General features: G+C 35.2%; 15 protein-coding genes and 1 pseudogene. 9 read left to right on the top strand and 7 right to left on the bottom strand.

The features are described from left to right. The 4 genes and pseudogenes from CW752_RS06465 to alaS form a co-directional block, all read right to left on the bottom strand. A pseudogene (locus tag CW752_RS06465) lies at positions 1-437 on the bottom strand (hypothetical protein); the annotation flags it as partial. A gap of 366 nt (positions 438-803) precedes the next feature. After that, positions 804-2,618: a cytochrome-c peroxidase gene (locus CW752_RS06460; RefSeq protein WP_101238941.1), complete on the bottom strand. Its 1,815-nt coding sequence runs from the start codon at positions 2,616-2,618 to the stop codon at positions 804-806. 65 nt (positions 2,619-2,683) lie between these two features. Then, entirely contained in the window at positions 2,684-4,162 is a 1,479-nt protein-coding gene (locus CW752_RS06455) for a hypothetical protein (RefSeq protein ID WP_101238940.1), read from the bottom strand. A 602-nt stretch (positions 4,163-4,764) separates the two neighbouring features. Continuing rightward, complete coding sequence (alaS, locus tag CW752_RS06450; protein WP_101238939.1) at positions 4,765-7,368, bottom strand: alanine--tRNA ligase; 2,604 nt, start codon at positions 7,366-7,368, stop codon at positions 4,765-4,767. A gap of 322 nt (positions 7,369-7,690) precedes the next feature. Here alaS and CW752_RS06445 point away from each other — a divergent pair, with 322 nt between their 5' ends. From CW752_RS06445 to msrB, 4 genes are all read left to right on the top strand, one after another. Beyond that, entirely contained in the window at positions 7,691-8,245 is a 555-nt protein-coding gene (locus CW752_RS06445; RefSeq protein ID WP_101238938.1) for a sigma-70 family RNA polymerase sigma factor, read from the top strand. Between the two features lie 8 nt (positions 8,246-8,253). After that, on the top strand, positions 8,254-8,523 hold the full coding sequence (locus tag CW752_RS06440; RefSeq protein WP_101238937.1) for a hypothetical protein: 270 nt from the start codon (positions 8,254-8,256) through the stop codon (positions 8,521-8,523). A gap of 77 nt (positions 8,524-8,600) precedes the next feature. Beyond that, positions 8,601-9,053 (top strand): DUF417 family protein, encoded by a 453-nt coding sequence (locus CW752_RS06435; RefSeq protein ID WP_101238936.1) that lies wholly within the window; start codon positions 8,601-8,603, stop codon positions 9,051-9,053. Positions 9,054-9,069: 16 nt separating this feature from the next. Further along, positions 9,070-10,167 carry a peptide-methionine (R)-S-oxide reductase MsrB gene (msrB, locus tag CW752_RS06430; RefSeq protein WP_101238935.1) on the top strand — a complete coding sequence of 366 codons (1,098 nt, stop codon included), beginning with the start codon at positions 9,070-9,072 and terminating at the stop codon, positions 10,165-10,167. Positions 10,168-10,201: 34 nt separating this feature from the next. Here the strand turns inward: msrB and CW752_RS06425 are convergent, their stop codons facing one another. Further along, complete coding sequence (locus CW752_RS06425) at positions 10,202-10,828, bottom strand: hypothetical protein (RefSeq protein WP_101238934.1); 627 nt, start codon at positions 10,826-10,828, stop codon at positions 10,202-10,204. Between the two features lie 206 nt (positions 10,829-11,034). Here CW752_RS06425 and CW752_RS06420 point away from each other — a divergent pair, with 206 nt between their 5' ends. The 4 genes from CW752_RS06420 (at position 11,035) to CW752_RS06405 (ending at position 15,659) form a co-directional block, all read left to right on the top strand. Next, on the top strand, positions 11,035-12,387 hold the full coding sequence (locus tag CW752_RS06420) for an AAA family ATPase (protein ID WP_101238933.1): 1,353 nt from the start codon (positions 11,035-11,037) through the stop codon (positions 12,385-12,387). A 126-nt stretch (positions 12,388-12,513) separates the two neighbouring features. Next, complete coding sequence (locus CW752_RS06415; RefSeq protein ID WP_101238932.1) at positions 12,514-13,665, top strand: NAD(P)/FAD-dependent oxidoreductase; 1,152 nt, start codon at positions 12,514-12,516, stop codon at positions 13,663-13,665. A gap of 98 nt (positions 13,666-13,763) precedes the next feature. Continuing rightward, positions 13,764-14,876, top strand: a complete 1,113-nt coding sequence (gene prfB / locus CW752_RS06410) for a peptide chain release factor 2 (protein WP_101238931.1) — start codon at positions 13,764-13,766, stop codon at positions 14,874-14,876. A gap of 87 nt (positions 14,877-14,963) precedes the next feature. Continuing rightward, positions 14,964-15,659 (top strand): DedA family protein, encoded by a 696-nt coding sequence (locus CW752_RS06405; protein WP_101238930.1) that lies wholly within the window; start codon positions 14,964-14,966, stop codon positions 15,657-15,659. Between the two features lie 44 nt (positions 15,660-15,703). Here CW752_RS06405 and CW752_RS06400 read toward each other — a convergent pair whose 3' ends face one another. Beyond that, a complete protein-coding gene (locus tag CW752_RS06400) occupies positions 15,704-16,573 on the bottom strand; it encodes an alpha/beta hydrolase (RefSeq protein WP_101238929.1) in 870 nt (289 codons plus the stop codon). Between the two features lie 132 nt (positions 16,574-16,705). Here CW752_RS06400 and CW752_RS06395 point away from each other — a divergent pair, with 132 nt between their 5' ends. Then, a complete protein-coding gene (locus CW752_RS06395; protein WP_101238928.1) occupies positions 16,706-17,587 on the top strand; it encodes a DUF808 family protein in 882 nt (293 codons plus the stop codon). Between the two features lie 445 nt (positions 17,588-18,032). Here the strand turns inward: CW752_RS06395 and dnaJ are convergent, their stop codons facing one another. Next, the gene (dnaJ, locus tag CW752_RS06390; protein ID WP_101238927.1) at positions 18,033-19,151 is read right to left on the bottom strand and encodes a molecular chaperone DnaJ; all 1,119 of its coding nucleotides are present in this window, start codon (positions 19,149-19,151) and stop codon (positions 18,033-18,035) included. Positions 19,152-19,248 lie beyond the last annotated feature (97 nt).

Below are 19,248 nucleotides of genomic sequence, written 5' to 3'. Positions count from 1 at the left end.
TTTAAAGAATCTTTCTCTCTCTTTTTTTTGAAAAGATTTAAATCATTAAAATACTCTTTAAACTGAGAGATACTGTCCTCATCAATATCCAAAGAAACCTTTTCATAGGATTTAAAAGAATAAGAGCCTAAGCTTTTAGGTGAGTTTTGTTTAAAAAGCTTGTTTACTTTTTTAAGAATTTCGAGAGCTCTGGGATCACTTTTATCTTCAATGACTACTGCATCAATGGCTGTGGTTTTTGATGTCTTTTTGGTAAGGGAAACCTCCATGCTGCTTTCTACATTAGCTGTTTCTTTCCGGTACGATTCTGCCTCAACCATTACAGCATTACAGGTGGGTTTGAATTCCAAAATACCTTCAGTATTGGTATATCCAAGAATTTTAGTGTCACAAGATATTTTAGCATTAGGAACAGGCTTTTGATTGGTGTCATCCACAACTTTAATTTTTGATTGCGAATAACCCCAAAAACTGATCAAGAAAAACAATAACAATAAACCCCTTTTCATGTAAAAAAACTATGTCAAAAATAATCATATTTATTGTGTTGGAAAAGTTTTTAACATAGTATAACATTGATTTCATCTAATTTCCTGATGTGAAATTTAGAAAATAAACCGATTTTTATATATTGAAATTTATGGTAGGAGGTAAGTTCCACCAAACAAAACTTTCCTTTATCAAAACTACTTTTATAAATTCCACTACAAAATGTATAACCATTCCCCTCCTCCGGGGTGGCGAAAATTCAAAGAATTTTTGACGGGGTGGTCAATAACGAAAATGAGTTTACTACATCTCATTTACCTATCATCTAAAGCTTTCATAAATGCAATAATATCATCAATCTCCTGGTCCGTAAGCTGTAAAGGACTATCCGAAAGCGTTTGGTTGTCTACTTTAAATCCAAAACCTTTTCCACCACCTTTGTTATAAAAATCCATAACTTCCTTTAATGTTTTGTAACCTCCGTTATGCATGTAAGGTGAAGTTTTATTGATGTTTCTTAAGGTTGGGGTTTTAAAGGAATGCTGTAAGGTAGCAACGGTTTCATGAAATTTTCCCCTTCCCAAATCCTGATCAAAAGCCTTATTGTCGCCAGTTACAGCAATTCCCAGCACTTCCTGTTCTGTTTTTTTGAAAGTAGGAGGGACGGTTCCGTTAAACAGAGGGATAAAATGACAGATGGCACACTGAGCCTTTCCGACAAAAAGATTAAATCCACGTTTTTGATTTTCTGTCATAGCAGATTTATTCCCTCGCATATATTTATCAAAATCAGAATTGAATGTGGCTAAAGAACGGATATAGCTTGCCAATACATTCTGAAGTTGCCAAATTTCGGTGTTTTGAGAATGAAAAATCTTTTTAAACTTAGACTGATAGTTTTTATCCTGATTAATTTTTGACAGAATTACCTCAAGATTACCGTGCATCTCCTCTTTATTGGAAATCACATCAGCACTTTGACCTTCCAGATCATCTTTTCTCATATCCCAAAACTGACCATGTTGAAACCCTGCATAATTGAGGGATGGGGCATTTCTTGCAAGCTCCGAATTCTCAAGAGACATGGATTTTGCAAGCCCGTCAGTAAAAGCTTTCTCCGGGATATGACACGTCGCACAGCTTCTGTTGTTATTGTTGGAAAGTATTTTATCATTAAAAAGCTGGTGGCCAAGGGTTGCCTTTTCATCCGAGTACGCGAATTCTTTTCCGGGGGTAAAAGCGTTAGGGTTGAAAGCATTTTTGGTAAAGAAAGTGGCTGCATTTTTATTCAAAGCCGTGGTCACTTCCACTTCAGGGATCTTTTCCTGCTTTTTAAACTCCAACAGTAAAGAAGTTATTTTATTGAAATGGTCCGGAATAAAATTGACATAATCAAAGGTGTTTTTATCCGTATTTTTTTTTAAAACTTCAATAGCAGTATTGATTTCAGCAACGATACTTTTTAATGCTTTTTCTCTGGATTGGTCTGTGGAGATTTGTTGCAGCGTTTGTTTTACACCTTCGAGGGAGTAGGGGATTTCCTGCAAAAAAGTTCCCGAAACCGGAGTGTCAAATCCTGAAATTCCTAAGCTCGAAATTCTGAATACCTCCTGTCTTACAGCATCAAAAACCTGATCTTTACTGATAGTAATGACCTGGAAATTGGTGTCAATAGTATTGCTTTTATTAATTAATTTGTTTAAAAGTCTTATGACTTCATCTTTATTTTTCTGATGATAGGGATAGAGCATTTCTTCTAAAACCTGTAAGCCCTCAGGTTCTATTTCCGTATGCTCATCCATTTCTATTTCAGGAAGTGCAGGGCCGTTGATAAATCGGGCAGAGTGGGGAAGAAAATATTCCACAGCCCATTCCATTTTTTTATAAGTTTTTCTAAGATGATCAAATTTTTCCTGAAGAAGTTTTTCATCAGCATTTTGGGAAATAAGATTGATGAGCTCCTTGATTTGTTTTTCAAAATCAGAATTATTTTTAAGAATTTGACTTTTTACGGAGCCGAGATCTTCATTAATGGGCTGATGTTTATCATTTTTACAATAAGAAAGTACAAAAAGGGCAACAGCACAATATACAAACAGAAGGATCGGATATTTTGAAAATTTCTTCATAGGCATGAAAAAGTATCAACAGAAAATTTCTATTGATACTTTTGATTGTTATGGAATAATTACAATTATTTTTCTACGTTTCTGATGATGACAACCTGTCCTCCTTCTTTATTAGAGTTAACTCCGGAACCATCAGGATTTTTAAACTTATCCAACTGCCATGTATGAGAGTGAATATTTACAGTGAATGTATTAGGAACACCGATAATATCAGAAATATCAGTCATTGCTCCAAACTCCCATGATCCGAATTTCTGAAGATCTCCCGATTGGTTGTAAGCGGTCTGCCAAGCTGAATCATTTCTGTTATGTTTCATATTCAACCATGGTTTATATTGCTTTGTAGCGATATTAAGTTGCCAGATGTAAGAATCGTGAGCTGCCGCTTTGTAGTATGAATCTCCGTCTTCCTGGATGTAAACAAAGTTTTCAGTCACACATAAGTTATCAGGATTGATAAGGTTGTGTCCCGGATTGGAATCTCCTTCTGCTACAACTTCTAATTTTCCGGTTAACATATTATTGGCATTCAAAACCAGTTTATAAACTCTCCCCCACATGGTTAATCCCGGTTTCGGATTGATACCGTCAGAAGATTCCCCGGTTGCCGTAAAGTAGATTTCTCTTCCTTTTCCTGCTCCTTTTCTGTAATCCACATCCTCAACTCTTGAAAAACGGATCGCATTATTATCTATATTTTTCTGATTGATTTGTGCTCCCGTAAGGTTTTTAGCATTAGGAATTTCAACAAATTCTACATCATAACTGTTGCCTTTTGTCATATCAGTTTCCGTGTAGTTGTTGTTGGTTCTTTTTAAAGCATACAATTTCCCGTTATCTAAATCTCCTTGTGTGTTGGCTACATACATGATCAATTGTCCGGCAGACTGGTGAGAAGAAGAATAAGACTGGTCTTCTCCAATAATGATATAAGATTTTCCGTTAGAAATATCCTTAGGAAGTGGAACAGCATTTTCCATAGATGCTTTTCCTAAAGCCGGCTTTACTCTCGTTTTGTCTGAAGCCTGAGAAGCAGGTGCCAGCGGATTCAATGCATGTACCATACTTTCCTCTCCGGATTCTCCTGCAGTAAGGAATGCACTGAACCCATGAGTCTCAGGAGTGGCTAATGTTGCAGAACATAGTCTGGTCATTCCTCCTGTTCCGTTCAGAATATATTCCCCTTTTATCGGTCTGAATGTTTTATCCAAATATACTCTTGATACAGATTGCTTAATCTCATGATTGGTGATCATCAGATATCCATCAGAACTAGGATCTTTCATAATTCCCATTCCGTCCGGCTGACCACCGAAAACGAAATCGGGAGAACCGGAAAGAACATCAGAACTTGAAATAAGAGTGGTGATGTTTAAATTTTCAAAACCCTGCATTCCATAAACAAAAGCTGGTTCTTTAGAAAAATTTTCAAGCTTGATTTTGTCATTGCTCGGGGTATTTCCATCCCCATTATTGTCATCGTTACAACCCTGAAATACTAGGGCAGCAAATAGCAGAGCGCCAATAGTTTTGTTAATTTTCATAATTACTTTTTTGAATTTCGATTGTTACAAAACTAAAGCTCTAGTGTTAATTGGGTTTTAAGAAGACAAAACAATTAGTTTAAGATTAGTAACGCTTTGTTAAGATAAAGTCAATAATTAGAATAGATATAAATAAAAGACTGTTTTATGTGAAATTTTTAATATCAAAATAAAAAGTATGTGAAAGATGTTTTGTTGATTTTCTTACAAATGCTCGTTATTCTTTATTTTTGAAGTATTTCATTATTTTATTATACTCCAAAATTCCTCCATCATCACATTCCTATCATCCGGCTGTCTTTGACAACATTATCCACAAACATCAGTGTAAATTTAGTCCCTGTGGTTTACGATATGAGCTGTTTAGATCCTTGAAGGAATATTAGTTAGGTTATCATCGAGTTCCCATTGTATTTTGTAAACAATACAACTATCCATAGCTAAATGTAACGGCTCTGCGAACGTAAATGTTTTATAATGCGTTTTTTTGCGAATCTTAGCGTTTAAATCTATTCATTTTTTATTATCAACACATGGTTAAAAACAAAACAGGCTGTTTCAAAAATGAAACAGCCTGTTTATATTATAATAGATTTCCTATTTTAGATATTTAATGCTTTCTGGTAAGCATTTTCCAAACCTTCAAGGTTTTTACCTCCGGCTGTAGCGAAACCAGGGTTTCCACCACCACCACCTTGGATCTCTTTAGAAAGATCTTTTACGATAGCTCCGGCTTGATACTCTGCTGCAAGATCATCAGATACTCCCACAGTGATCATTGGCTTTCCGTCAGCATCAGAAAGAATAATTGTTACTGAAGTAGGAATTTCTCTTTTTAATTGGAATACGATATCTTTTACAGAACCTGCATCTAAAGAAGTCTTTTTTACCAACAGTTGTTTGTTTCCTTTTTGCTCATAAGCATTCTTCCAGTCACTGATTTCTCCTTTTGCTTTTTCTTTTTTAAGAGCATCTACTTCAGACTTTAATGCTGCATTTTCTTCGATTAATTTTTCGATAGATCTTACTACATCTTTAGACTTCAGTAATTGAGAAAGTTCAATAACCTGTTTTTCCATATTTTGGAAATACTCTTCAGATTTGTCCCCTGAAATTGCTTCAATTCTTCTGATTCCGGCAGCAGCCGAACCTTCAGAAACAATTTTAAAATGACCTATTTCGTTGGTGTTTTTAACGTGAGTTCCTCCACAAAGTTCTTTTGAACTTCCAAATTGGATCATTCTTACGTTATCTCCATATTTCTCGCCAAATAAAGCCATTGCTCCTTTTTCCAAAGCTTCCTGAATCGGAATGCTTCTGAATTCCTGCAAAGCAATACTTGCCTTGATTTTTTTGTTCACTTTATCTTCAATTAATGCAAGCTCTTCTTCCGCTATTTTATTGAAATGAGAGAAGTCAAAACGTAAGTAGTCAGGTCCTACATAAGATCCTTTCTGTTCTACGTGAGTTCCTAAAACTTCTCTTAATACCTCATGCAGAAGGTGAGTCACAGAGTGATTTCCTTGTGAATTTTTTCTTTCCGTTGCATTTACTTTAGCCGTGAAAAGAGCAGTAGCATCTTTTGGAAGACCGTTGATCAATGAAATAATCAATCCGTTTTCCTTTTTAGTTTCTAATACTTCAAAGCTGTCTGAAGCATTTTCAAGAACCCCTTTATCTCCGACTTGTCCTCCTCCTTCAGGGTAGAAAGGAGAGTTGCTCAGTACAACCTGATAAAATTCTCCGTCTTTATTTTCTACTTTTCTGTATCTGGTAATATAAGTTTCCGATTCAATTTGATCGTATCCTACGAATGTTTCCGGTTTTTCAGCTAAAACAACCCAGTCATATACCTTTTGAGCAGAATCGGATTTTGAACGCTGCTTTTGTTTTTCCATTTCAGCTTTAAATCCTTCTTCATCGATCGTTAGTCCTTTTTCTTCAGCAATAATTCTCGTTAAATCATCCGGGAAACCGTAAGTATCATACAATTCGAAAACTTCTTCACTAGGTAACACTTTCAGATTGTCGGCAATGGTTTGCTGAATTAATTTTTCAACTCTGATCAATCCGTTTTCAATTGTTTTTAAGAATGATTCTTCCTCACTTTTGATGACTTCACCTACCAATTTTCCTTGCTTCTCAATTTCCGGGAAGAATGTACCCATTTGCTCTTGAAGAACAGGAACCAATTTGTAAAGGAAAGGTTCTTTTGTATCTAAGAATCGATATGCATAAGAGATTCCTCTTCTTAAAATTCTTCTGATCACATAACCGGCACCTCCGTTAGACGGTAGTTGTCCATCAGCAATAGCAAAAGAAACTGCTCTGATATGGTCTACCACAACACGAATAGCAATATCTTTTTCATTTTCTAGAATTCCGGTGTATTTTTTACCTGAAAGCTCTTCCACTTTAGAGATAAGTGGTGTGAAAACATCCGTATCATAATTGGAAGATTTCCCCTGAAGAGCCATACACAGACGCTCAAATCCCATTCCTGTATCAACATGCTGAGCAGGAAGCTTTTCTAAAGATTTGTCTGCCTTTCTGTTGAATTCCATGAAAACCAGATTCCAAACTTCCACTACCTGCGGATGATCTTGGTTTACTAAAGTAATTCCCGGAACTGCTGCTTTCTCTTCCGGAGTTCTTAAATCAATATGAATTTCTGAACACGGTCCGCACGGTCCGCTTTCACCCATTTCCCAGAAGTTATCTTTTTTATTTCCATTGATGATTCTGTCTTCTGAAATATGAGACTTCCAGAAATCATAAGCATCCTGGTCTCTGTCAAGGTTCTCAGAAGCATCACCTTCAAAAATTGTTACATATAAGTTCTCTTTTGGAATTCCATATACTTCAGTCAGTAATTCCCAGGCAAAAGCAATAGCCTCTTTTTTAAAGTAATCTCCAAAAGACCAGTTTCCTAACATTTCAAACATAGTGTGGTGGTAAGTATCTCTACCTACATCATCCAGGTCATTATGCTTTCCTGAAACTCTCAGACACTTTTGTGTATCGGCAATTCTAGGGGCTGTAGGTGTTTTGTAGCCTAAGAAAAAATCCTTAAACTGCGTCATTCCGGAGTTGGAAAACATAAGGGTAGGGTCGTCTTTCAGCACAATAGGAGCTGAAGGAACGATAAGGTGGTCCTTGCTTTTAAAATAATCTAAAAATTTTTGACGTATCTCTTGTGATGTCATAGTATTGCTTTTGCTTTTTAAAGTATCAAATTTTGATAAGATGCAAATTTAAGATTTTTAGGTGATTTTATATCAAATATTAGATATTTTCGAGTACGTTTTATCAAATATCTGACATCATAGTAAATCATAATTTTTAATGGAGCTGGTTATTTACCATAGTGATATAGACTTTTACGTTTCTCCAAACCTAACAGGTTTTCGAAACCTGTTAGGTTTACAAAGTTGAAACATAACTACTGAATAGTCGATTGAAAACAGTAAATTCCATACTTTAATTCCAAACTAAAAAAATCTTATCTTCGTCTATAATTTACTCGTGATGATGAAAAATGAGATTTTGAAAAGCTGGATAGAACAGTATTCTGCGCCACTTTTGAAGAAAGCTTTGTATATGCTTTCCAATAAAGAAGATGCTCAGGATGTAGTCCAGGAAGTTTTTCTTGCCGCATTTTCTTCTTATGATTCCTTTGAAGGGAAAAGTCAGCCTCTGACTTGGCTCATGGCTATTCTGAATAGAAAAATTGCTGATTTTTATCGGAAAAAATACAAATCTGAGCCCAATATAAGGCTTGATCATTTTTTTGATGAAACCGGTTCATGGAAGAATAATGACGTTTTAAATGATTGGGATGTTTCAGGAAAGGAATCCGAACTTTTGGATGACCGGGATTTTAATAAAACTTTAGAAGAATGCATTGAGGAACTGCCCTCCAGATGGAAAATTTTGCTGAAAATGTATTATATTGAAGAAAAAAAAGCGCCTGATGTAAGTCAGGAATTAAATGTTTCAACGACTAATCTTTGGAAGATCCTACAAAGAAGCCGGATGCAGCTCAGAGAATGTTTGGAATTTAACTGGTTTTCAAGATCATAATAATTAAAATGTTAAGAAAAATATTACATATCATGTTTTTACCATGCAGTGAAGCCACTTTACTGATGGAAAAACGTAATGCCCAATCTATTTCTTCCAAAGAGAACCGAAAGCTTAACCTGCATATATTGATTTGTAAGTGGTGCAAAGCCTATAATAAAAAGCTTCAGTTTTTAGACCAGGTTTTTAAAAAGACCCTTTCTCAAAAAAAAACCGAAATTAATGAATCTGAAATTCAGGATTTTAAAAATAAAATGATTGAGAAATTAAATTTTTAAGAAAATTTTTGTCAGGACTTTAAAATACCTCCGACTATATTTTTGAAAACAGAAGTATCATTCAAAATTTTAAAAATATGGTCGGAACAACACACGAATCTCACAAGAGCACATCAACGTACAAATTAGGGTATTACATCTCTCTTTTCGGAGCAGCATTAATATTGCTCTGGATTGGTATCTTTAAGTTTACACCAACAGAAGCAGCATCAATAAAGCCTTTGATAGAAAACCATTTTCTCACTTTCTTTGTTTATAAAATAATGAGTGTACAGGCAGTGTCAAATCTTATCGGAACGATAGAAATTATCATTGCACTACTCCTCATATTTAGTGCGAAATTTGCTGTATTGAAAAGATATGCAGGAGTAGGAATGGTAGTGACATTTCTGGTGACATTAAGCTATCTGTTTACAACTCCGGGAATGTGGAAAACAGTAGATGGAGTTCCGGTGACGGACTTCTTTATTCTGAAAGATCTTATGCTTTTGGGATTTGGGCTGATGCTATTACAAAATAACAAGTCATGAACAAAAAAAGAATAAAATGAAAAATATATTAATTGTGCTCGGTATTGTTCTGGGTATAGCAGTTTTTGCGACAAGTTGTGGAAATGCCAAATCAAAATCCACAGAAATTAAAAAAGAAAATGAGATCATTATGGACAATAAAAATGTAAAAGAAATCTATTTTGCAGGAGGATGTTTTTGGGGAACTGAACATTTTTTTCAACAGATTCGCGGAGTGGTAGGTACGGAAGTTGGTTATGCCAACGGAAATACCCAAAATCCAACGTATGAAGAAGTAGTAAGCCATACCACAGGTTTTGCAGAAACAGTAAAAGTAAAATATGATCCTGAACAGGTAGATTTGAAGCTTTTAATCGATTTGTATTTCAAAACCATTGATCCCACAAGTAAAGATCAACAAGGAAATGACAGAGGAAATCAATATAGAACAGGGATTTATTCGACAGATAAAGAAACGGAGGCTGTTGTAAAAGCCGAGGTTGAAAAATTAGCTAAAAATTACAACAAACCTATCCTGGTAGAGACCATTCCTTTGAAAAATTTCTATAAAGCAGAAGATTATCATCAGGATTATTTAGATAAAAATCCTGGAGGCTACTGTCATATTGAACCGGGACTTTTTGAAATGGCTAAAAAAGCGAATCCGCTTCCGGCAACACCGAAAGCCGCGTATCAGAAACAGGATAAAAAAGTTTTAAAAGAAAAACTAACGGCAGAACAATACAATGTCACTCAGGAAAACGGTACGGAAAGACCTTTCCAAAACGAATACTGGAACGAAACCCGTGAGGGAATTTATGTAGATATCACTACCGGAGAACCTTTATTTGTATCTACTGATAAATTTGAATCCGGTTGTGGATGGCCAAGTTTTTCAAAACCCATTACCAAAAGTTTAATTGATGAAAAACTGGATCGTACCCATGGAATGGATAGGGTAGAGGTAAGAAGTAAAACGGGAGATGCCCATCTAGGACACGTTTTTACAGATGGACCTCAGGATAAAGGAGGATTGCGTTATTGTATTAACAGTGCCTCTCTGAAGTTTATTCCCAAAGCTGAAATGGAGAAAAAAGGATACGGAAAATATCTTCCGTTGTTAGATAAAAAGTAATGTGAAAGTAAGGCTGCCATTTGGTGGCCTTTTATTATGAATTAATGTGTAGTTGAAATCTTTCTTTTATGCTGAGCATTGAGAGGTTTAGAAACAGCAAAAATGCAAAAATAATATAATAAGCCTGTTTAGGAAGTTCAAGTAAATAATTTATTTTTTCAAAGCCTTGATAGGTGGGTTTATGATTATAATGATATTCATCCCCGATAACATCATATCCTCTTTCAGTTTTATTTGGATCTTTATAAAAATGTAATGCAAAGAAATGTCCTGTCTTTTCCATATCTACGCCGTAAGCTTCCTGCTTAGAGAGGATCATAGCATCAATTAGTGCTATAAAATCCTGATAAGTGTTTTGATTTTCTATAACAAATTCAATTCCTGTTCTCTTTTCATTTTTTGCTTGTAGTTCTTTAAGTTCAGAAACATAAAAATCTCGATTTTTAAGCGCAGTATTCGGCTGAATTATGATTTTTTTGTAATTCCAGTTTCTATATGGTTCAAAGGTGTTATCTAAATGAGTTTGAGGAGTAATTTTTGAAGGAAGTCCCAGAACAACAGTCGTATAGAGCGGATGAACCCTTTGGTTTCCATAATACCAAAATAAAATAGGAATCAATAAAGCGCTGAATAATCCGGGTAAGTAGTATATTTTTCTCATAGATTGTATTTTTAAGAATATTGAATGAAAATCTTAAGCCAAAAAAACAAAATGTTCTAGAACCAATTCATTTTTAAAACCTTTTGAACGCTATTACATTTTACACATTAGTCTTCTATATATATTACAAAATATTGCAGAATTATTATAAATCAATTTATAGGTAAAGGTAAATACATTAAATTTGATAGAACTAATGAAAAAATATGAAGTTAATTGAACTGGCAGAAGAACTAAATGTCTCTGCAGAAGCTATAAAACAATTTATACAGGATTTTGACCTTGAATTGGTAGATTGTATCAGTACAAATTTCGAAGTAAAAGAAGATTTTGAAAAGTTTGCTCGTGAAAATATCGATTTTTTAAGGTTGTATGAAAAAGATCTTGATAAAAATAAAACGGTAGAACAAATTGCAGAAGTCATCAATCAGCCTAAGGAAAAAATTGAAAAAGCAATAAAGGACAACAATCCCAATATTTTTGACAATGGTTTTTTTAAGTCTTCTATATCAAGCTACGGGATTGATAACAAACTGGGAGGAAACTATCAGTTTGTGTATGATTATTTCGGACATAAAACCAGTCTCCAGCAACGAGACTTTATTGGATACAGAGACTTATTTTTTTATACATCAGCAGCTTTGGAGCCGTTTCTGAATCCACAACAAATAAAAGATTGGGGAATCAATAAACCGGCAGGAATAATACTATATGGTCCTCCAGGTAGCGGAAAAATATTTTGGGGAAAGAAGATTGCTGAAATTATCGGCTACCAGTTTAAAGAGGTTAAAAAACATTATCTCGGCGTCTCTTTTGTTGACGGAAATGAAACCAATTTCAACGACTTTTTGTTGAATATGATGAAAGAAAACAAAGTTCTACTTTTTATGGATGACTTTGATGAAATCATGATGCAAAGAAAAGCTGAGACCGATATTACTTCGTGCAACCTGGAAGCACAGGAACTTATTCTTCATTATATTGCAAAATTCGAACAGGAAGGTGTATTGATGGTAGGTGCTGCCAATTCTGTTTCAGAAATTGATGAAGAAGTATTGGCCCCGGGCAGATTTGATGTATTGATTCCTATATTCCCACCCAATGCTTCAGAACGTTCGGAAATCATCTTATACTCCATGACAAAAGGGTTGGAAGAAGACTCATTGCTTTATAAAATCCTCAAAAATAATAAGGCAGACAAAATTCCTTTCTGGCATGAAATTTCATCAAAAATGAAAGCTTTTAGCAATACTATGCTCATTGATTTTACCCAAAGTCTGAAAAAGCGAATTAAAAATCTTTATCAGAGAACCAGAAATGAAAAACTTAAAATAGATCAAAATCTTTTAAATGGCGCTTTAAGAGATGCCGCAGGAAAACTTACTGAAGAATATCTTGATCAGGTAGCTCGATTTTTAGCCGATGCTGTTATCAATAATTTTGATGAATTTCAGTTTAGAATTCAGGCATTAAGAAGTGAACTGGAAACCTATAAAGTAGTGGAAGAGCCAAGAAGGGCCATTGGTTTCCATCACGAGGAGGATGAGAAAAAAAAGTAGTTGTACTTTGATGAGGATAGGGTAGCTTAAGTCTATAATTTGCAAATGTTTATCCCTGATTAAATCTCCCTGTCAAAAATAAAATTTCTTGATTATTAATTACTCATTACTTATTGCTCATTACTTATGAACAGCATCTGGGAACTTGAAACCTTTTACAGAAACAGAGATATTATCATTATTGGTGCCGGATTTTCAGGGCTCTGGACGGCTCTTTCTATCAAGGAAAAATACCCTGGAAAATCTGTACTGATCATCGAACGGAATAACATTCCGTTAGGGGCCTCAACAAGAAACGCGGGCTTTGCCTGTTTTGGAAGCCTGACAGAAGTGATTGCCGATTCTCAGAAAATGGGTTGGGATAAAACATTAGAATTGGTAAAGATGAGGTTTGACGGACTTCAGAAGATCAGATATTATTTTGAAAGTGAAGAAATAGACTTTGAACTCAATGGGGGTTATGAAATTGTAAACGATGAAGAACCTTTGCAGTACATTCATTTCGTTAATGAAAAACTGAAATCAATAACCGGACTTGAACAAACTTATACTCTGAAACAGGAGAAAATAAAGGAATTCGGGCTTGGCAAATCTCAGTTTTTGATAGAAAATACTTGTGAAGGAAGTCTGCATTCCGGAAAACTCTTACAAAAGCTGCTTGAAAAATGTCATGAATTAAAAGTTGAATTTCTATTCGGAACGGAAGTGAAAAGTATTGAAGAAAACCCTGAGGATATTGTAGTTCATCTTTCAAAAAATACTTCTGTGAAGACAGAACAGGTTGTTTACTGCACCAATGCTTTTAGTTCAATATTGTTGGAACATGAAGAAATAATTCCTGCCCGTGGACAAATTCTCCTTACAGAACCTATTGATGATTTAAAATTAAAAGGAACATTTCATTATGATGAAGGGTTTTATTATTTCAGGAATTTAGGAAACAGAATATTGCTGGGTGGTGGCAGAAATCAGGATTTTAAAACCGAAGAGACTGCAATATTTGAAACAACCGAATTTCTACAAAATCATTTGGAAGGCTTTTTAAAAGAAGTTATTCTGCCGGACCAGGAATTTAAAATAGCTCTTCGCTGGTCAGGAATCATGGCAATGGGCCCGGAGAAAACACCTATTGTAAAACAACTTTCAAAAAGGCAATTTTGTGCCGTCCGACTTTCCGGAATGGGAGTGGCACTTGCTCCAAAGATTGGTGAAATAATGGCTGAGATGATAGAGGAGAGGAGAGATAATGCATTTCAATTTTTTAACCTTCACACTTGAAAACCCTCTTACTCTCTTACTCTTCAACCCTGAAACTCTCTCACTCAACCCCTTTCCACTATAAAAGAAATCCTTATTTTTGCAAAAAAGAAACATTCGTGATCAACAACGACCAGATAAAAGAAGTTCAATCCAGAATTGAAGACTTACACAGATACCTTCAGATTGATAAAAAGAAGATAGAAATTGCCAATGATGATGAAAAAACAGCGGCACCTGAGTTTTGGGATAATCCTAAAACTGCAGAAACCTTTTTGAAACAACTTCGTTCCAAGAAAAAATGGGTGGAGGACTATGAAGAAATTCAGACTCAGTTTGAAGATTTACAGGTTTTGGCCGATTTTGCTAAAGAAGACCCTGATTCTGAAAAAGAATTAGATGAAACCTTCCCTCAATTGGTTGAGAAAATTGAAGATCTGGAATTCAAAAATATGCTTTCCAACGAAGGTGATGAGCTTTCTGCTGTTCTCCAAATCACAGCCGGAGCAGGTGGTACGGAAAGTTGTGACTGGGCGTCAATGCTGATGAGAATGTATACGATGTGGTCGGAAAAGCAAGGATATAAAATCCGCGAGCTCAACTTTCAGGAAGGAGATGTGGCAGGAGTGAAAACCGTTACTTTGGAGATTGATGGTGAATATGCTTTCGGATACCTGAAAGGAGAAAATGGGGTACACAGATTGGTGAGAATCTCTCCTTTCGATAGTAATGCAAAACGCCATACCAGTTTCGTTTCCGTATATGTTTATCCGTTGGTGGATGATACTATTGAAATCAATATTAACCCTGCGGATATCAGTTTTGAAACAATGAGGTCTTCCGGAGCAGGAGGTCAGAACGTTAACAAAGTAGAAACAGCAGTACGTCTACGCCACGCACCAACCGGGATTATCATTGAAAACTCCGAATCACGTTCACAGCTTCAGAATAAAGAAAAAGCAATGCAGCTCCTTCGTTCCAGATTATATGAAATGGAATTGGAAGAACGTATGAAAGCAAGAAATGAGATTGAAGCCAACAAAATGAAGATCGAGTGGGGAAGCCAGATCAGAAACTATGTAATGCACCCTTATAAATTGGTAAAAGATGTACGTTCAGGACACGAAACCTCAGATGTAGATGCGGTAATGAACGGGAATATTACCCCTTTCCTTAAAGCATTTCTAATGGCTGATGGGACGGCGGTTTCCGATGATGATCTTGACCTATAACATATCATGTTTGAATTTTAGTTAAAATCTTATAATTAATTTTTATTTCAGATATTTTAGACTTATTTTTGTTGTACATCGATATATATGGAAGATTTCAATAGCTGGAAGGATTTATTAAACCCGGAGTTTTATATAAAAATGGGAGGGTTTTGGCTTATTTTATTTATTGTTTTTGCTGAAACAGGTCTTTTTGTAGGATTTTTTCTTCCCGGAGACTCATTGTTGTTCGTTTCAGGGATTTATGCAGTTGAAATCATCAAAGAGACATTTGGCTCCACAGGGAGCGATTTCCTAGATACAACTCTTTTAGCTTCCGGTGTAGCACTTGCTGCAATTATTGGAAATGAAGTTGGGTATTATTTTGGAAGAAAAGCAGGTCCGGCTTTGTATAAAAGACCAGATACAATGCTTTTTAAGAAAAAATATCTTTATCAGGCTCATGATTTCTTTGAAAAACATGGTGCATTAGCAATTATCATGGCACGATTCTTACCTGTTGTGAGAACATTTACTCCAATTGTAGCAGGGATTGTAAAAATGGATAAAAAGGATTTTTTAAGAGATAATGTTATTGGAGCGGTTTTATGGTCATTTATTTTGATCTTCGCCGGACACTACCTGGATAAATTATTCATGGAAGAGTTTGGAATCAATTTAAAGGAAAAATTAGAGTATATCATTATTATTATAGTTCTTGTTACCACACTTCCTGTAATTATAAAGTTTGTTTTTGGTAAAAAAGAAGATCATTCTAAATATGAAAACAAAGATTTTGAATAAGAAATAAATACATCAAAATATAAAATAACCTGCTTTTTAGCGGGTTATTTTTTTATCCACTCTAATATATTGGGATAGATAATAGAATCTCTTTTTCTTTTGCTGAAAAATCTGGGAGCATGGCCTGTCTTTTCCATAAACACCAATTTATGAGGAATATTCATCTGAGTAAGCGCTGAATCCATTGCTAACCCCTGATGTTGATTGACCAAGAAGTCCTGATTTCCTTGAAATAGAAGAGTAGGAACATTGGTAATATTGGCAATAGGGCTGGCCTCTTTAAAAGCTTCAGAAACATTTTTGTGGTCAAACTTACTACCTACCACTTTCTGAAAAGTAGGAGAGGTATATTTGGAATAGAAAGAATTAAGATATTCAGAACTATAAAAATCTGTAGGGCTACTTAATGAAATAATTTTTTTTACCTGGTCCGAATGCTGATAGCCATATAACAAAGCAAGATGTCCCCCCGCACTTTCTCCCAGTAATATATAATTATTGGGAATAAGCTCAGCTCTTTCCGCTAAAGAATTGAACCTTTCGACAACAAGACCAATATCTTCCAATTGTTGTTTATAGGTAATTTGTTTTCGTTTAGAAACCAGTCTGTAATTCATATTGATGCTTGGAATCTTATTTTCAAAAAGCATTTTTTGAATCTGTATCATGTGTTCTTTTCTGCCTAAAGTCCAGGCGCCACCATGTACAATAAGAACAACAGGAGAATCTTTAGTGTAATCTTTAGGTAGAAAAACATCCATCTTCTGCCTTTTGTGTTCACCGTATTTTAAATTATAAATCTTTTGCTGACCTCCGGGACCTACCCAAACTCTGAATTTGGTATTGCAGGACTGAAGCAAAAAACTGATACATCCTACTATAAAAAAATGATACCTGAGAATGAGTTTTTTCATGAATCAAATGTAATAAAAATAACAAAATCAATTACTTTCTGTTTTTTTAATTATTGTTTTACAAACCGCTTGAAAAATAGAATTAAATATTTATTTTTGCTCAATTAACAGAGATTAAAAAAATATTAAAATATGGCATCAGGCTTTTTTGCAATTTTAGACGATATTGCTGCATTAATGGACGATGTAGCGGTTACCAGCAAAATAGCAACTCAGAAAACAGCGGGGATTTTAGGAGATGACCTGGCTGTAAACGCGGAAAAAGCAACAGGCTTTCTTTCCTCGAGAGAGCTTCCTGTTTTATGGGCAATTACAAAGGGTTCATTTCTTAATAAACTCATTATTCTTCCTATTGCTTTTCTTCTCAATTGGCTGTATAAACCGGCTATTGAAATGATTCTTATTTTGGGAGGATTATATCTTGCCTTTGAAGGAGTAGAAAAGATCATCGAATTTTTATTTCATCGTTCCAAAAAAGGACATGAAGTAATAGAGGAGAGTCAGGAAGAAGAAAGTTCGGAAGTATCCGAAAAAGCAAAGATCAACTCGGCAATCAGAACCGATTTTATCCTTTCTATTGAGATTGTGATTATAGCTTTGGGAACTGTTATTCAACAAGAGCATCCGTTACTTACACAGATTATTACGGTAACTTTTGTTTCGTTCCTGGCAACGGTTGGGGTGTATGGTATTGTTGCACTTATCGTAAGGATGGATGATGCGGGTTTTAGCTTAATCAAGAAAAGTCATGATAAAGGATTCTTTTCTAAGCTTGGACATCTGTTGGTAAAAGCATTACCGGTAATTATCAAACTTTTAGGGGTAGTAGGAACTATTGCATTAATTTTAGTTTCGGGAGGAATCTTTTCCCACAATATTCACTATTTGCATGAATTACTTCCAACGTGGCCTTCTGTGTTGAAAGAATTTACTTTTGGTATTGTAGGAGGATTGGCTGCTGTAGCTGTTTTCACAATAGGGAAGACTATTTACTCATTAGCTGTAAAGAAATAATTGAAGCAAAATATCATAAAAGAATCCTGTATCATTTTGATGCAGGATTTTTTATGATCTTAATTCAAAAGAAAATCTTTAAATAATCATAACAGGCTCTTTGTTATTCTATAGGAATTTAGCTTTATATTTTATTCTGCTGTGTTGAGATTCCTCCTTCGTTGAAATGACAAAACACTGATGAGGTTTTTGAATAATGAAAAATAAAATATTTCTTTTTAATTGAACTTTTTACCCATGCTGATTGAACGGATCAGGCAACTTTTTAAAACACACTCTTTGTCATTCTGAAAGAATCTAAACCGTAGAAAGGGAGATAGCAATTAATTTTGAATCCCTGTTGGAAAACAAAAGTAGAGTACATTATATCTCTTTTCGAGCAGATATTTAATGACACCTTAAACTTTAAATCTTAAAAAAAAGAAGCCCTAAAGCTTCTTTTATATTAATTGAATAAATCTTTTACTTTATCAAAAAAAGTTTTTTCCTTTCCGGATGGTTCTGCAACCATTTCTCCGCTGGACATTTGATTTTCAAAGAATTCTTTTTGTTCTTTTGTCAGCTTTTGTGGAGTCCATACATTAATATGGATAAACATATCTCCTTTGCCATAGCTATCGATGCTTGGAAGACCTTTTCCGGCAAGTCTTAAAATTTTACCGGATTGAGTTCCCGGATCAACGGTGATTTTTACTTTTCCGCCTACTGTTGGAACCTCTTTTTTCGTTCCTAAAGCAGCTTCAGCGAATGACACATATAATTCCTGGTGAAGATTATCTCCTTCTCTTTTAATAGTCTGATCAACTTCCTCTTCAATGATCACCAACAAATCTCCCGGAGTTCCTCCGAAAGGAGCGTCATTTCCTTTTCCTCTTACATTAAGTTGAATACCGTCTCTTGCTCCTGCAGGAATATTGATGGTGATTTCTTCCTCATCTTTTATCAACCCTTGTGCATTAGCTCCTGCCGGAATTTTATCGGCAACTTTTCCGATTCCCTGGCAAGTACCACAAGTAGTTTGTGTTTGCATTTGGCCGAACATGGTATTCATTACTTTGATCTGAACACCCGATCCGTTACATGTAGGACAGGTTTTTGAAGTGGCACCTTCTGCCATCTTCATTTTTTTTACTTTGATTGTTTTTTGAGTTCCGTTTACCATCTCCTCAAGGTTCAGCTTGATTCTGATTCTTAAATTAGAACCTTTTACCTGCTGGCGTCCGCCGCCACCGCCACCGAATCCTCCGAAACCGCCACCAAAAATATCTCCAAACTGGCTGAAAATATCTTCCATGTTCATTCCGCCTCCGAAGCCTCCGCCTCCGAAACCGCCATTTCCTCCCATTCCGGCATGGCCGAATTGATCATATCTGGCACGTTTCTGATCGTCGCTTAATACTTCGTAAGCTTCAGCAGCTTCCTTAAATTTTTCTTCAGCCTCTTTATCTCCTGGATTTTTATCCGGGTGAAATTTGATGGCCATTTTTCGGTATGCTTTCTTTATTTCGTCGGCAGATGCAGATTTGCTGATCTCAAGAACCTCGTAATAATCTCTTTTTGACATGACAATTTTATAATTGATTATTGATAAATGATAAAAGATATTTTAAATTTAAATAAGTGAAATATTCATCCATTATCACTCATCATTTATCATTTAT

The sequence above is a fragment of the Chryseobacterium sp. PMSZPI genome, assembly GCF_002835665.1.
Taxonomy (GTDB): Bacteria; Bacteroidota; Bacteroidia; order Flavobacteriales; family Weeksellaceae; genus Chryseobacterium.
The sequence above is the reverse complement of the archived record's forward strand: the minus strand, read 5'-3'. Positions and strand labels throughout refer to the sequence as shown.